The following is a 13,727-nucleotide window of genomic DNA, read 5'->3' as shown; positions in this document are numbered from 1 at the left end:
GCGACACCAGCCAGCCCCCTCCACAGGACCCAGAACCGGAGCCGGGGCCCGGGCAACCCAACGGCGCCGTCAACGACGACGAACCACCATTTTAGCGCGCGGTCGTTTCAGCACGGCCCCTAACAGAACCGTTAACGGGGACGAGCGACGCGAACCAAAGCGCTCGAACTAGGGCAGGTCCGCGGTGTCCACGATGAGCGTGAAGGGCCCGCTGTTCACGAGTGAGACCTCCATCATCTCGCCAAAGGCCCCAGTCTCCACGGTCGCGCCGAGCATCCGCAGACAGCGGACAAACTCCTCGTAGAGGGGTTCCGATTGCTCCCGGCCTGCCGCGATCGTCCACGATGGTCGACGTCCCTTGCGAACGTCGCCGTAGAGCGTGAACTGGGAGACCACCAGCAGGGGCGCACCCGCCGAATGGCACGACTGCTCATCCTGGAGCATCCGCAGGTGCCAGACCTTCTCCGCCAGTTTCAGGGCTTCGCCCGGTCCGTCACTCCGATTGACACCCAACAACACCAGTAGTCCAGCGACATCGATCCGCCCCACGGTTGCCCCGTCCACCGTCACCGATGCACTCGACACCCGTTGCAATACCGCTTTCACGTGTCATTTCCTCTCGCTCCTCCCACCCGGTTGCCGCAGACCGGACGATCCTATTCGAAGGTCCGTCCTAGACCCCGCGGCGTGCACCCGCCGTGGACTGTAGGTTGGTGGGCGTGAATGATCTGTTCAGTCTCGAGGAGAACGACGACGGGGAACAGTCCGGCGACGACCAAGACGACGGCGGTACCGCCCGCCGCCCTCGCGCGCCCCTGGCCGTCCGGATGCGGCCCCGTGCCTTGGACGAGATTGTGGGCCAGTCCCACTTACTAAGGCCCGGTTCCCCGCTCCACCAGCTTGCCGGTGCGGCGACCACCGGTCCCGCGGGCCTTTCGAGCTTGATCCTGTGGGGTCCCCCCGGTACGGGAAAGACCACGCTGGCCCATGTGATCGCACGCGGAGCGGGACGGAAGTTCGTCGAGCTGTCCGCGATCACGGCCGGCGTGAGGGATGTGCGCCGGGTCATGGACCAGGCGCTGTCCGACCGCGACCTGCACGGCATGACCACCGTCCTCTTCCTTGACGAGATCCACCGCTTCAACAAGGCCCAGCAGGACGCCCTGTTGCCGGGAGTCGAGAACCGTTGGGTGGTGCTCGTCGCTGCGACCACAGAGAACCCCTCCTTCTCCGTCGTCGCACCCCTGCTGTCCAGGTCGCTACTGCTCACACTGAAGCCTCTGGAGGAGCCGGACATCCGCGCGCTCGTGCTCCGCGCGGTCGAGGACGAGCGCGGACTCGCCGGAACCGTAAGGTTGGACGACGACGCGCTCGAGCACCTGGTGAAGCTTTCTGGTGGGGATGCGCGGCGCTCACTCACCGCGCTCGAGGCCGCAGCCGGCGTCGCATGGGGAGAAGCCGAGGGCGCAGAGGGCACCATCGCTGTTACCGCCTCCCACGCCGAGCGGGCCATGGACGCCGCCGTCCAGCGCTACGACCGCGCGGGCGACCAGCACTACGACGTCATTAGCGCATTCATCAAGTCGATCCGCGGATCCGACGTCGATGCCGCGCTGCACTACCTGGCCAAGATGCTGGAGGCGGGGGAGGACCCGCGTTTCATCGCGCGCCGCCTGATGATCAGCGCCTCCGAGGACATCGGCATGGCGGACCCCACCGCACTCCAGACTGCGGTGGCGGCCGCCCAGGCGGTCCAGCTGATCGGCATGCCCGAGGGCCGGCTCGTCCTGGGCCACGCCGTCGTGCACCTCGCGACGGCACCCAAATCGAACGCGGCCTACAACGGGATCAACGCCGCAGTCGCGGACGTTCGCGCTGGCAGGGGACAAGGCATCCCAGCGCATCTGCGCGACGCCCATTACCCCGGGGCAGGCCAACTCGGGCATGGAAAGGGCTATGTCTATTCACACGACGAGCCGCACGGGATCGCGCGCCAGCAATACGTGCCGGACGACCTCGTGGGACGCGACTACTACACTCCGACCGCCAACGGGGCCGAAAGGTCCATTGCCGAACGCCTCGAGAAGATCCGGCGGATCGTCCGCGGCAAGTAGCCGATGGTAGGATGGATCCTTGGCTGGCAAGCCGTCCCCCTTTGGCGCCCTCGGGCGTTGCGCTCCGGCGTGTGGGGGGGTTCGCGCTGTAGAACACAGGGAAGCGGCTTCCCCTCACTCTCCATCATGGAGGCCAGACTCAACACAGCCGCCGACAGAAAAGAAGGACACCAGTGGCTAACAACACCCGTGCCCGCCGCAAGGTCCGCATTTCGCGTGCCCTCGGCATCGCCTTGACTCCCAAGGCAGAGAAGTACATGGAGCGTCGCCCGTATGGCCCCGGCCAGCACGGACGCGCCCGCAAGAAGCAGGACAGTGACTACGCGGTGCGTCTGCGCGAAAAGCAGCGTCTGCGCGCCCAGTACGGCATCCGCGAGGCACAGATGACTCGTGCCTTCGAGGAAGCCAAGCGCACCGCCGGCCTGACCGGTGAGAACTTGGTCGAGCTGTTGGAAATGCGTCTAGACGCCCTGGTCCTGCGTGCCGGCTTCGCCCGCACCATTGCCCAGGCCCGCCAGCTCGTCGTGCACCGCCACATCGTGGTGGACGGCCAGCGCGTTGACCGCCCGTCGTTCCGCGTGTCCGAGGGTCAGCTAATCCACGTGCACGAGCGTTCCGAGACCATGGTGCCTTTCCAGGTCGCCGCGGCCGGCGCCCACCGCGATGTTCTCCCCGCCGTCCCGGGCTACCTGGACGTCACGCTGGAGAAGCTTCAGGCGCGTCTCGTGCGCCGCCCGAAGCGCTCGGAGGTCCCCGTGACCTGCGAAGAGAACCTCGTCGTCGAGTACTACGCGCGCTAGTCCCGGGCCCACCGGGTCGACTGTGCGTCGATCGAACCAAAGAGCCCGCGGCCTTCCGGCCGTGGGCTCTTTGGTTCGCACCGCGGTTGGTAGTGTTGGGAACCGTTGTTAGCACCGAAACGAGGAGCAGTTCATATGACCGGATCCGACATCGCCGGCCTCATCGCCGCGGGAGTCTTCGCCGTGCTGGTGGCCCTTCTGGCGATCCCCGTCTGGAAGTTGGGAAAGGTCTTCGACGAGTTGCGCCACGCCGTGCGCGAGCTCTCCGATGGCACCAGCCCCCTGCTGGAGGAAGTGACGACCACCGTCTCCACCACGAACGCACAATTGCGCAAGGTCGACGGCATTACCAACAACGTCTCGGACGCCTCCGCGAACATCACCGCGCTTTCCTCCCTGGTGGCGTCCACGCTCGGATCTCCCTTGATCAAGGTGGCTGCCTTCAGCCACGGCGTACGCGCCGCACTATCCGCAACCACCGACGGCAAGGGCCGCCGCAGCCGCTAGAAAGGCGACGTACGTACATGATCAAGAAGATCTTCTGGGTCGGCATCGGGATCGGCATCGGCGTTTTGGCCGTGGGCAAGATCAACCAGGTGCGCACCGCCACGAGCAAAGACGGCCTGAACCGTGCCGTGGGCCGCCTGGCCGACTCGCTAGCCGCCACCGGCGAGGCGTTCCGCGACGGGATGTCCGGACGCGAGTCCGAATTGCGTACTGCGCTTGGTCTCGCGTCCGATGCCCAGGGGGCTCAGGCCTCCCCGGCGACCGCACGCCGCTACTAGCACCCGCATTCCGGGCGCCAACCCCAACTCTCAGTTCCTCGAAGGGATCAACGACACATGAAATCGCAGGACATCGCCCGCCGGTGGGTGGACTTCTTCGTCGCCAAGGACCACACCGCCGTGCCAAGCGCCTCGCTGATTTCCAGCGACCCGTCGCTGCTGTTCACGGTCGCCGGAATGGTTCCCTTCATCCCGTACCTCACGGCGCGCGAGGAGGCCCCCTACGATCGCGCCACGAGCATCCAGAAATGCATCCGTACCGGTGATATCGACGAGGTCGGAAAGACCGTCCGCCACGGCACGTTCTTCCAGATGGCAGGCAACTTCTCCTTCGGCGACTACTTCAAGGAAGGCGCCATCGGCTACGCGTGGGAACTCCTGACGAGCCCGGTCGAGACCGGCGGCTTCGGGCTGCCGGCGGACCGCCTGTGGGTCACCGTCTACCACGAGGACGACGAGGCCCTGGCCATCTGGCGAGACGTGATCGGCGTCCCCGCGGACCGCATCCAGAAAATGGGCAAGGCGGACAACTACTGGTCCACCGGACAACCCGGACCCGCGGGCCCCTGCTCCGAGATCTTCTACGACCGCGGACCGGAATACGGCATCGAGGGTGGTCCCGAGGCCGACGACACGCGCTACATCGAGATCTGGAACCTCGTGTTCATGCAGTACCAGCGCGGCGAGGGTACCGGCAAGGACGATTTCGAGATCCTCGGCGAGCTGCCGAAGAAGAACATCGACACCGGATTGGGCCTCGAGCGGTTGGCCATGATCCTGCAAGGCGTCGAGAACATGTACGAGACGGACCAGGTGCGTCCGGTCCTGGACAGGGCGGCCCAACTCGCCGGACGGGAATACACCTCCACCGAGGATCCGGCAGACCCCCACCACACGGACGACGTCCGCCTGCGCGTCGTCGCCGACCACATTCGTTCCTCGCTGATGCTGATTTCCGACGGTGTCACGCCCTCGAACGAAGGTCGCGGTTACGTTCTGCGCCGCCTGATTCGCCGCGCGGTGCGGGCCATGCGCCTGCTTGGCGTGGACACGGCGGTCCTGCCCGAGCTACTGCCCGTCTCGCGGGACGCCATGAAGGGCGTCTACCCCGAGGTCGAATCCGACTTCGCGCGCATCTCGCGGATCGCCTACGCGGAGGAAAAGGCGTTCCTACGCACCATCGCCAGCGGCACGGCCCGTCTCGAGGACGCGGTGTCCGCCTCCAAGACCGCCGGACGGGCGCTTTCCGGCGAAGACGCGTTCGCCTTGCACGACACCTACGGGTTCCCGATCGACCTCACGCTGGAGATCGCCGGCGAGGCCGGCCTGGCCGTGGACGAATCACGCTTCAGGGCCCTCATGCTCGAGCAGCGCCAGCGCGCACAGAAGGATTCGCGCCAGAAGAAGGCCGGCCACGCCGACCTGACGGTCTTCGGCGAGCTCAACGCCGACGGCGGCACCCGGTTCACCGGCTACGACGAGCTCACCACCGAATCGAGCGTGCGCGGCATCATCCGGTCGGGCGAGCTCGTGCCGTTCGCCGCGCAGGGCGAGGAGATCGAGCTGGTCCTCGACGAGACACCCTTCTACGCCGAGGCGGGTGGCCAGGCGGCCGACGTCGGCCTCGTCACCGGCGACGGCTTCGTGCTGGAGGTGCTTGACGTGCAGTCACCCATCCGGGGGTTGAGCGTCCACCGGGCCGTGGTCCGCGAAGGCGAACTGCCGTCCGATGCCCGCGTCCTGGCGGAGGTCGACCGGCAGCGCCGCCGCGCGGGTGAGCAGGCCCACTCCGGGACTCACATCGTGCACGCCGCGCTGCACCAGATCCTCGGCCCCGAGGCGCTACAGAGCGGATCGTTCAACAAGGCCGGCTACCTGCGCTTCGACTTCTCCTGGGGCGAGGGCATCAGTGCCGCGGCGCGCAGCGAGATCGAAGAGGTGTCCAACCTCGCCATCCGGAACAACCATTCCGTCCTCACGCGCACCATGCCCCTCGACGAGGCCAAGACGCTCGGCGCCATGAGCCTTTTCGGCGAGAAGTACGGCCGCGAGGTCAGGGTCGTCGAGATCGACGGCGCCTGGTCGCGCGAGCTCTGTGGTGGCACGCACGTGGAGGGCACCGCGCAAATCGGCACCCTGACGTTGTTGGGTGAGCAGTCCGTCGGCTCCGGCAACCGCCGCGTCGAGGCGCTCGTTGGCATGGAGGCCTTCCGGCACGGTGCCGCCGAGCGCGCGCTGGTCACCGAGCTTTCCGAAATGTTCCGCGTGCCCTCCAACCAGCTTTCCGATCGCGTTCAGGCCACCGTCGCCAAGCTCCGCGCCGCGGAGAAGGAACTGGAGAAGCTGCGCAAGGAACAACTCGCAGCACGCGCCGGCAACCTGCTCGCCAATGCGGCAGACGTCGCCGGCATCCGGGTTTTGGCGCACGACGCCGGAGCGGTTGCCTCCGCCGACGACCTCCGGTCGCTGGCGCTGGACCTGCGGGGGCGCCTGGGGTCGTCGGCGGCAGCCGTCGCCGTCGCCGGCGTCTCCAACTCGCGTCCGCTGATTCTCGTTGCCACGAACGATGCCGCACGCGCCGCAGGTGTCAAGGCCGGCGCTTTGGTCCGCACCGCGGCGGGGATCCTCGGCGGCGGCGGTGGCGGCAAGGACGACGTCGCACAGGGTGGCGGACAGGATGCCGCAAAAATCGACGACGCGCTGGCAGCCGTGGTTCGACAGATCTCGGAGCGGTCCTGAACACCCCGCCCGCGGCCGCGTTCCGGCGTGGCGTCCGACTGGGCGTCGACGTCGGAATGGCGCGGGTCGGCGTCTCCGTCTGCGATCCCGACGGGATGTTGGCGACGCCGTTGCGCACGCTCAAGCGCGATTCCAAACGGAACACCGACATCCGCCTGCTGACGGACCTGGCCGTTGAGCGCTCCGTCATAGAGGTGTTCGTCGGACTGCCACAGTCGCTTTCGGGCGGGGAAACCCAGTCGACGGCCATGGCGCGCGACTATGCGCGGACCCTGCTGGTGCGTTTGCGCGCGTCCGGTTCCCAGGCGGACGTGCGTCTGGTGGACGAGCGTTTGACGACGGTTTCGGCCCACAGGTCGCTGCGGGACGCGGGGCTCGATGGTCGAAAACATCGACAAGTTGTTGACCAGGTGGCCGCAGCGGATATCCTGCAACATGCGCTAAACATGCAAAAAGCACTTCAGCGGGACGTGGGGATCGCTGTTGTGATCGAAGCACGTCCGGCGACGGACGACATCTAAAGGACGGCTACCGGTGAACGAGAATCACCCCGAGTACCCCGACCGGGCCCCCAGGCCCGCGCGGGAGTCTACTTCCGGGCCCGTGGAACAGGGTCAGGGCCCGCCGTTCCGGCGTCTGCGAACCGGGCGCCGCCGTGGCGAACCCACGGCGCCCCTGGATGACCGGTCCGCCCACGAGCCCGTGGCGGCGGGGCGGCCCGAGACCGAACGGCGCGCGGCGCCCCCGGCCCGAAGGGCCGCTGCGGACGTGCCCGCCGACGAAGACGCGCACGCGGATGTCCGTCCGGAATACGACTCCGAGGCGAACGACGTCGAAGTCCAGGACGACCCCCTCAACGACGGTTTCCTCCCCACCGGAGGCGCGAAGCCGTCCATCAGGAAACGTCGTCGGCGTCGGCGCAACATCGCGATGTTGATCGTTTTGGGCGTCTTCGCCGTGCTGGTCACCGCAATGGTCCTGTTTCTGCAGAGCCTGTTGGGTCCCGGCGAGCCGGAGGACTTCGCCGGACCGGGCGAGGGCGACGTGAATTTCACCGTGGAGCAGGGGTGGGGGCCTCTCCAGATCGGGCGTGAGCTGGAGGAAGAGGGCATCGTTTCGTCCCGGCAAAGGTTCCTCGAGGCCATCCAGGAGGTGGATGCCGCGGAGAAGGAAATCCATCCCGGCGAGTATGCCCTGAAGTTCAAGATGCCCGCCTTGGATGCCGCCACCATCATGGTCGGCACCGCGGGCGAGAAGGTGCACTATGTCGCCATCAAGCAAAACGTCCGCACCGACGCCGTCTTCGAGGAAATCAATAAAGCCACCGGCATTCCGATCGAAGACCTCGAGGGCCTGAACAGACAGCCCAAGGAGTTCGGGCTAGCGGATCCCGTCGCCACGCTGGAGGGCTACCTCCACCCCGGCGAATACCGTTTCCCTCTCGAAACCGACGCCAAGGGCATCTTGCAGCTGATGGTCGACGCCACGGTCGGGGAACTCGAGGCCCAGGGAGTCACGGACGCGGAGGAGCAGTATCGCGTCCTCAAGATCGCCAGTATCCTGCAGGCGGAGGCCAGGCCCGACGACTATCGGACGGTCGCCGGAGCCCTCGAGAACAGGCTCGCGCCGGACAACCGCGAAACGGGAGGCCTGCTGCAGGTCGACTCCGCCGTCATCTACGGGCTCGGGCGGTACTCGCTGCAGTTCACCACCGCCGAGAAGGAGGACCGGGACAACGAGTACAACACCTACGTGCATCCGGGCCTGCCGCCCACACCCATTGGATCACCCGCGAATTCCGCGATCGAGGCCGCCATCGACCCGGAGGACAACAAGTTCTACTACTGGGTCACGGTTGACACCACCACCGGAGAGACGAAATTCGCCGAAACGTACGCTGAGCACCGCAAGAACCAGGCGGAGTTCCGCACATGGTGCTCGGCCAACCCGGACATCTGCAAGTGACCCCAAGCGGACGCGCCGCGGTCTTCGGGCAGCCCATCGGACATTCGAAATCACCCGCGCTGCATGGTGCTGCGTATGCATCCCTCGGCCTCGACATCTCCTATTCGGCCGTGGAGGCCGGGCAGGAGGACGCCCCCACGCTGTCGGCCATGCTTCGCTCGGAACCGGGCTGGTTGGGCGCCTCGGTAACCATGCCTCTCAAGCGCGCACTGGTCCCCTTCATGGACTCCGTGTCCGAGCGCGTCTCCCGGCTCGGCACGCTCAACACCATCGTGGTGGACGGCGGACCCGACGGCGTTCGGCTCCACGGGGAGAATACCGATGTCGACGGAGTGGTCCGCGCCCTCGCCGACCTGGGGCTGACGTCGCCCGGACGTATCGCCATCCTGGGTGCCGGAGGTACGGCCACCGCCGCGACCGCCGCGGCGCACCTTCTCGGCGCGCACGGAGTGGACTTCGTGGTCCGCTCCGCCGCGCGCGCCGCCGAGTGCGTCGAGCTGGCCCGGAGCTTCGGCCTCGAGGCACGCGCACTCGACGCGCCGTCCGCCGGCGCTCGGATGGGGGAGTACGACGCCGTCGTCTCCACCCTTCCCGCAGGCGCGGCCGACGGGCTTCTCGCGGACCTCCGGGTGGATGCCATACGGCCGGATGCCGCACTGTTGGACGTCGTCTACGACCCTTGGCCCACCAAACTCGCCGAGGCCTGGTCGAAAGCCGGCGGGCGAACCGCCGGGGGATTGTCGATGCTGGTCCACCAGGCCGTCGAGCAGGTCAGGCTCTTTTCGGGCGGCACGGAGGACCAGCGGAAGCAAGTCACAAACGTGATGTGTGACGCAGTGGGCGTAGCCCGTCCCGTTCGGTAGGCCCGCGTCGTGGCAGTATGGAGGTCATGTTGCGTTGGTTGACGGCGGGCGAATCCCATGGGCCCGCCTTGGTAGGAATTCTTGAGGGACTGCCCGCGGGCGTACCCATCACCACGGACGCCGTGGGCGACGCGCTCGCCCGGCGGCGCCTGGGCTACGGCCGTGGCGCCCGGATGAAGTTCGAGCGTGACCAGGTGACGTTCGTCGGTGGCGTGCGCCATGGACTCACCCAGGGCGGCCCGGTCGCCGTGGAGGTCGGAAACACGGAGTGGCCCAAGTGGGAGCAGGTCATGTCCGCCGATCCCGTGGATCCCGAGATCCTGGAGGATCTGGCCCGTAACGCGCCCCTGACGCGTCCCCGACCCGGCCACGCCGATTTCACCGGCATGCAGAAGTACGGGTTCGACGACGCCCGCCCCGTCCTTGAGCGCGCCAGTGCCCGCGAGACGGCGGCCCGCGTGGCGCTGGGAACCATCGCGGCTTCGTTCCTGGAGACACTGGACATCCGCTTGGTCAGCCACACCGTGTCCGTCGGCACCGTTTCCGTGCCCGAGGGGTCGGACCTTCCCGGCCCGTCCGACGTCGTCGCACTGGACAACGACCCGCTGCGCTGCTTCGACCGCGAGACGTCCAACGCGATGGTCAGCGAGGTCGACTCCGCCCACAAGGAAGGCGAGACCCTCGGAGGGGTCGTCGAAGTCCTCGCCTACAATCTTCCGCCCGGATTGGGCTCCTACGTTCACTGGGACCGGCGGCTCGACGCCCGCCTCGCGGCCGCGCTCATGGGCATCCAAGCGATCAAGGGAGTCGAGGTCGGCGACGGTTTCCTCACGGCCGCCCGCCGCGGTTCGGCCGCCCACGACGAAATCGTCCGCGCCGGAGACGGCGTCATCGAGCGGGCCACCAACCGCGCCGGCGGCATCGAGGGTGGCATGAGCATAGGCCAGGTCCTGCGGGTCCGTGCCGCCATGAAACCCATCGCCACCGTGCCCCGCGCGTTGCGGACCATCGACGTCGTCAGTGGCGACGAGGCGAAGGCGCACCACCAGCGCTCCGACGTCTGTGCGGTCCCGGCCGCTGGCGTGGTCGCCGAGGCCATGGTGGCACTGGTACTCGCCCAGGCGGTTCTGGAGAAGTTCGGCGGCGATTCCGTCGCCGAAACCCGCCGCAACGTGGACGCGTACCTCGCCGCCATCCCCGAGTCATTGGGGACGGTTCGCCCGTAATGCGCGGTGGGATCTTCCTGGTCGGCCCCATGGCCACCGGAAAAACCGCGATCGCGCGAGAGCTTTCCCGGCAACTGCGGGTGCGCTTCATCGATACGGACGCCGAAGTCGAATCCGCCCACGGCCCCATCCCCGGCATCTTTGCCGCGGGCGGAGAGGCCGCCTTCCGCGCCGCCGAATCCGAGGCCTTGCGGAAGGCCGCCGAGGCGGGGGATGCCGTCGTGGCCACCGGCGGGGGCGCCGTGTTGGACGCCGAAAACCGCGTCCTGCTCGCCGAGCGCTTCACGGTGTACCTCGAGACGGACATCGCCACCGTGGGCCCCCGGATCCGCCATGCCGGGGCGCGTCCGCTCCTGGCGGGAGATCCGCTGGCTCGCTGGACCGAGATCTTCACCGCCCGCGAACCGTTTTACCGCGAATGCGCCCGCCTGACGGTGGACGCGCGCGCCGGTACCCCGGCGCAGATCGCCACGACCATTGGCGACGTCTACCGGCGTCGCACCGCAGAGCACGGAGGCAAACCCTGATGAACACCACAGCGACGACGATCGCCGTCACCGGAACGACGCCGGCGGCGAACTACGACGTGGTCATCGGCAATGCGCTGCTGGGTAGGCTGCCGGAGATCCTCGGGGAGCGCGTGCGCAAGGTGCTTGTTGTTCACCCGCGCGCCCTGCGCGCCACGGGCGACACCGTCAAGGCCGAACTCGATTCGGGGGGCTTCCAGGCCCTCACCGCCGAGATCCCGGACGCCGAGGAAGGCAAGCACATCCAGGTTGCCTCCTTCTGTTGGCAGGTGTTGGGGCAGAACGACTTCACGCGGTCGGACGCGATCGTCGCCGTCGGCGGGGGAGCGGTAACGGACCTCGCGGGGTTCGTGGCCGCCACCTGGCTCCGGGGCGTCAAGGTGGTGCACATTCCCACCAGCCTCCTGGGCATGGTCGACGCGGCCGTCGGGGGCAAGACGGGCATCAACACGGCCGAGGGTAAGAACCTCGTGGGTGCCTTCCACCCCCCGGCCGCGGTGCTGGCGGACCTGGATACCCTGGACACCCTGCCGAAGAACGAACTCGTCACCGGTCTGGCCGAGGCGGTCAAGTGCGGCTTCATCGCGGATCCCGCCATCCTGGACATCATCGAGACGAATCCGGCGGCAGCGGCCACGGCCGGGACCGCCGAACTGCGCGAAATCATCGAACGCGCCGTGCGGGTGAAGGCTGAGGTGGTGTCCGAGGACCTCAAGGAGTCCGGCCGCCGCGAGTTCCTGAACTACGGCCACACCCTGGGCCACTCGATCGAACTGGCCGAGCGCTATTCGATGCGGCACGGCGCCGCCGTTTCGATCGGACTGGTGTTCGCAGCCGAACTGGCGCGGTCGGTTGGCCGCATTCCGGATGAACTAGCCGACCGGCACAAGTCGGTGCTGGGCTCCCTGGGCCTGCCGGTGGCCTACCGCAGGGACCGTTGGGCCGCGTTGTTGGACGGCATGCGCCGCGACAAGAAGGCCCGCGGGGACCTGCTGCGCTTCGTGGTCCTCGACGGCCTTGCCAAGCCCGGCATCCTGGAGGTCCCCGATACCTCCCTGCTTTTCGCCGCCTACCAGGAGATCGCCGAGTGAGCGGCGGCACGGATTGGATCGAGACCAACGTCCCCGGCATCGGCCGCGATCCGGAGACGCTCCTGCCGCGGGTCGTCGACGAGGAACTCGCCGACGGACTGCTGGCGGGCGATGATCCCTGCGACAAGGTCGTCGTGCTGATAGCCCGTGGCGACCACCATGCGGCCGCCGAGGTCGTGGCCGAGACGCGCCTGGCCGACCCGAGCAACATCCGAATGCGCATGCTGGACGCCGACGTCATCCGCGCGTCCGGCGACACGGATCGCGCCATCCGGCGGTTGCGAAAGCTTCTGGAGGAGTTCGGGGGCACCGGACACGAGGCCATGCTCCACCAGTACCTCGGCATCCTGCAGTACACCGCGGGCGATCCGCGCGCCGCAATCCAGCGGTTCCGCACGGCGCTCGCGCTCCACACCGAGGCCGGCGCCCTTCCCCGCCGAATCGAACTTGCCCGGCGTTCCCTCGAGGCTGCCGAGAGCCGCGCCGCCACCGTACGGTAGACTTGTAGATGGTTTTTTGACAATCTGCCCTCCGCCGTCTGTGGCGAGGCCGAACGCCAGCGCGGCTTCGGGTCCGGGCGACAACAGAGAGAGTTCTCGTGGCAACAACTAACGACATCAAGAACGGCACGGTCCTCAAGCTGGAGGGTCAGCTCTGGAACATCGTCGAGTTCCAGCACGTGAAGCCCGGTAAGGGTGGCGCCTTCGTCCGCACCAAGATGCGCAACGTCCGCTCCGGGAAGCTCGTCGACAAGACCTTCAACGCCGGACTGAAGATCGAGACCGCCACGGTCGATCGCGGCGAGTACCAGTACCTGTACCAGGACGGCGCCGACTACGTGTTCATGGACACGTCCGATTTCGACCAGGTCACCGTCCCCGGCGAGATCGTCGGCGACGCAGCGAACTTCATGCTAGAGAGCATGATCGTCACCATTGCCATGCACGAGGGCTCCCCGCTGTACCTGGAGCTGCCGGCCTCGGTGGTCCTGGAGATCACGTACACCGAGCCGGGCCTGCAGGGGGACCGCTCCTCCGCCGGCACCAAGCCGGCCACCGTGGAGACAGGCTACGAGATCCAGGTTCCGCTGTTCGTCGAGCAGAACACCAAGGTCAAGGTCGACACCCGCAACGGCGACTACCTCGGTCGAGTCAACTAGTGAGCGCACGGACCAAGGCCCGGCGCCGGGCCCTGGACATACTGTTCGAGTCGGAGCAGCGCGACGTTTCGCCGCTGGAGGCACTGCGCTTCCGCCGTGAGGCCACCGACATCACCGTCAACGAGTACACCGTCACCCTGATCGAGGGCGTGATGTCCGAGATCGACCGCATCGACGAGATCCTCGGCACCTACGCCAAGGGCTGGACGCTCGACCGCATGCCGGCGGTCGACCGCACCGTGTTGCGCATCGGCGCGTGGGAACTCCTCTACAACGACGACGTGCCCGACGGCGTTGCGGTCGCCGAGGCGGTGGGCCTGGCCCGCGTCCTTTCGACCGACGAGTCGCCGGAGTTCATCAACGGGCTGCTGGGCCGCATCCAGCAGCTCAAACCGACGCTGCTGGCGTAGCCCGCGACACTGCTGACCTGGCGGGCCGGACCCCACGGGGTCCGGCCC

General features: G+C 67.6%; 15 protein-coding genes. 14 read left to right on the top strand and 1 reads right to left on the bottom strand.

Features of this window, described 5'->3' with window-relative positions:
• Nucleotides 1-168 precede the first annotated feature (168 nt).
• Complete coding sequence (gene dtd / locus ACHAAJ_RS02185; protein WP_435726212.1) at nucleotides 169-606, bottom strand: D-aminoacyl-tRNA deacylase; 438 nt, start codon at nucleotides 604-606, stop codon at nucleotides 169-171.
• A 113-nt stretch (nucleotides 607-719) separates the two neighbouring features.
• Between dtd and ACHAAJ_RS02180 the strand changes: the two genes are divergently transcribed.
• The 14 genes from ACHAAJ_RS02180 (at nucleotide 720) to nusB (ending at nucleotide 13,679) form a co-directional block, all read left to right on the top strand.
• Nucleotides 720-2,114: a replication-associated recombination protein A gene (locus tag ACHAAJ_RS02180; protein WP_435726211.1), complete on the top strand. Its 1,395-nt coding sequence runs from the start codon at nucleotides 720-722 to the stop codon at nucleotides 2,112-2,114.
• A 173-nt stretch (nucleotides 2,115-2,287) separates the two neighbouring features.
• Nucleotides 2,288-2,914, top strand: a complete 627-nt coding sequence (gene rpsD / locus ACHAAJ_RS02175; RefSeq protein WP_435726210.1) for a 30S ribosomal protein S4 — start codon at nucleotides 2,288-2,290, stop codon at nucleotides 2,912-2,914.
• Between the two features lie 135 nt (nucleotides 2,915-3,049).
• The gene (locus ACHAAJ_RS02170) at nucleotides 3,050-3,421 is read left to right on the top strand and encodes a DUF948 domain-containing protein (protein WP_435726209.1); all 372 of its coding nucleotides are present in this window, start codon (nucleotides 3,050-3,052) and stop codon (nucleotides 3,419-3,421) included.
• A 17-nt stretch (nucleotides 3,422-3,438) separates the two neighbouring features.
• On the top strand, nucleotides 3,439-3,699 hold the full coding sequence (locus tag ACHAAJ_RS02165; RefSeq protein WP_435726208.1) for a hypothetical protein: 261 nt from the start codon (nucleotides 3,439-3,441) through the stop codon (nucleotides 3,697-3,699).
• A gap of 57 nt (nucleotides 3,700-3,756) precedes the next feature.
• Nucleotides 3,757-6,438, top strand: coding sequence for an alanine--tRNA ligase (alaS, locus tag ACHAAJ_RS02160; protein WP_435726207.1), 2,682 nt, complete (start codon nucleotides 3,757-3,759; stop codon nucleotides 6,436-6,438).
• Nucleotides 6,435-6,959: a Holliday junction resolvase RuvX gene (gene ruvX / locus ACHAAJ_RS02155; protein ID WP_435726226.1), complete on the top strand. Its 525-nt coding sequence runs from the start codon at nucleotides 6,435-6,437 to the stop codon at nucleotides 6,957-6,959. Before alaS ends, ruvX begins: the two co-directional genes overlap by 4 nt.
• A 247-nt stretch (nucleotides 6,960-7,206) precedes the next feature.
• Complete coding sequence (mltG, locus tag ACHAAJ_RS02150; RefSeq protein ID WP_435726206.1) at nucleotides 7,207-8,403, top strand: endolytic transglycosylase MltG; 1,197 nt, start codon at nucleotides 7,207-7,209, stop codon at nucleotides 8,401-8,403.
• On the top strand, nucleotides 8,400-9,266 hold the full coding sequence (locus tag ACHAAJ_RS02145; protein WP_435726205.1) for a shikimate dehydrogenase: 867 nt from the start codon (nucleotides 8,400-8,402) through the stop codon (nucleotides 9,264-9,266). Before mltG ends, ACHAAJ_RS02145 begins: the two co-directional genes overlap by 4 nt.
• Nucleotides 9,267-9,292: 26 nt before the next feature.
• On the top strand, nucleotides 9,293-10,492 hold the full coding sequence (aroC, locus tag ACHAAJ_RS02140) for a chorismate synthase (RefSeq protein ID WP_435726204.1): 1,200 nt from the start codon (nucleotides 9,293-9,295) through the stop codon (nucleotides 10,490-10,492).
• Nucleotides 10,492-11,019: a shikimate kinase gene (locus ACHAAJ_RS02135; protein WP_435726203.1), complete on the top strand. Its 528-nt coding sequence runs from the start codon at nucleotides 10,492-10,494 to the stop codon at nucleotides 11,017-11,019. The genes aroC and ACHAAJ_RS02135 overlap by 1 nt, the downstream gene beginning before the upstream one ends.
• Nucleotides 11,019-12,110, top strand: coding sequence for a 3-dehydroquinate synthase (gene aroB, locus ACHAAJ_RS02130; RefSeq protein ID WP_435726202.1), 1,092 nt, complete (start codon nucleotides 11,019-11,021; stop codon nucleotides 12,108-12,110). Before ACHAAJ_RS02135 ends, aroB begins: the two co-directional genes overlap by 1 nt.
• Entirely contained in the window at nucleotides 12,107-12,610 is a 504-nt protein-coding gene (locus tag ACHAAJ_RS02125) for a tetratricopeptide repeat protein (RefSeq protein WP_435726201.1), read from the top strand. Before aroB ends, ACHAAJ_RS02125 begins: the two co-directional genes overlap by 4 nt.
• A 98-nt stretch (nucleotides 12,611-12,708) precedes the next feature.
• A complete protein-coding gene (gene efp / locus ACHAAJ_RS02120) occupies nucleotides 12,709-13,269 on the top strand; it encodes an elongation factor P (protein ID WP_435726200.1) in 561 nt (186 codons plus the stop codon).
• A complete protein-coding gene (nusB, locus tag ACHAAJ_RS02115; RefSeq protein ID WP_435726199.1) occupies nucleotides 13,269-13,679 on the top strand; it encodes a transcription antitermination factor NusB in 411 nt (136 codons plus the stop codon). The genes efp and nusB overlap by 1 nt, the downstream gene beginning before the upstream one ends.
• Nucleotides 13,680-13,727: the final 48 nt, after the last annotated feature.

It is taken from the genome of Arthrobacter arnarulunnguaqae (genome assembly GCF_051262515.1).
Lineage (GTDB): Bacteria > Actinomycetota > Actinomycetes > Actinomycetales > Micrococcaceae > Arthrobacter_N.
This window is presented reverse-complemented; position numbering and strand designations above follow the sequence as displayed.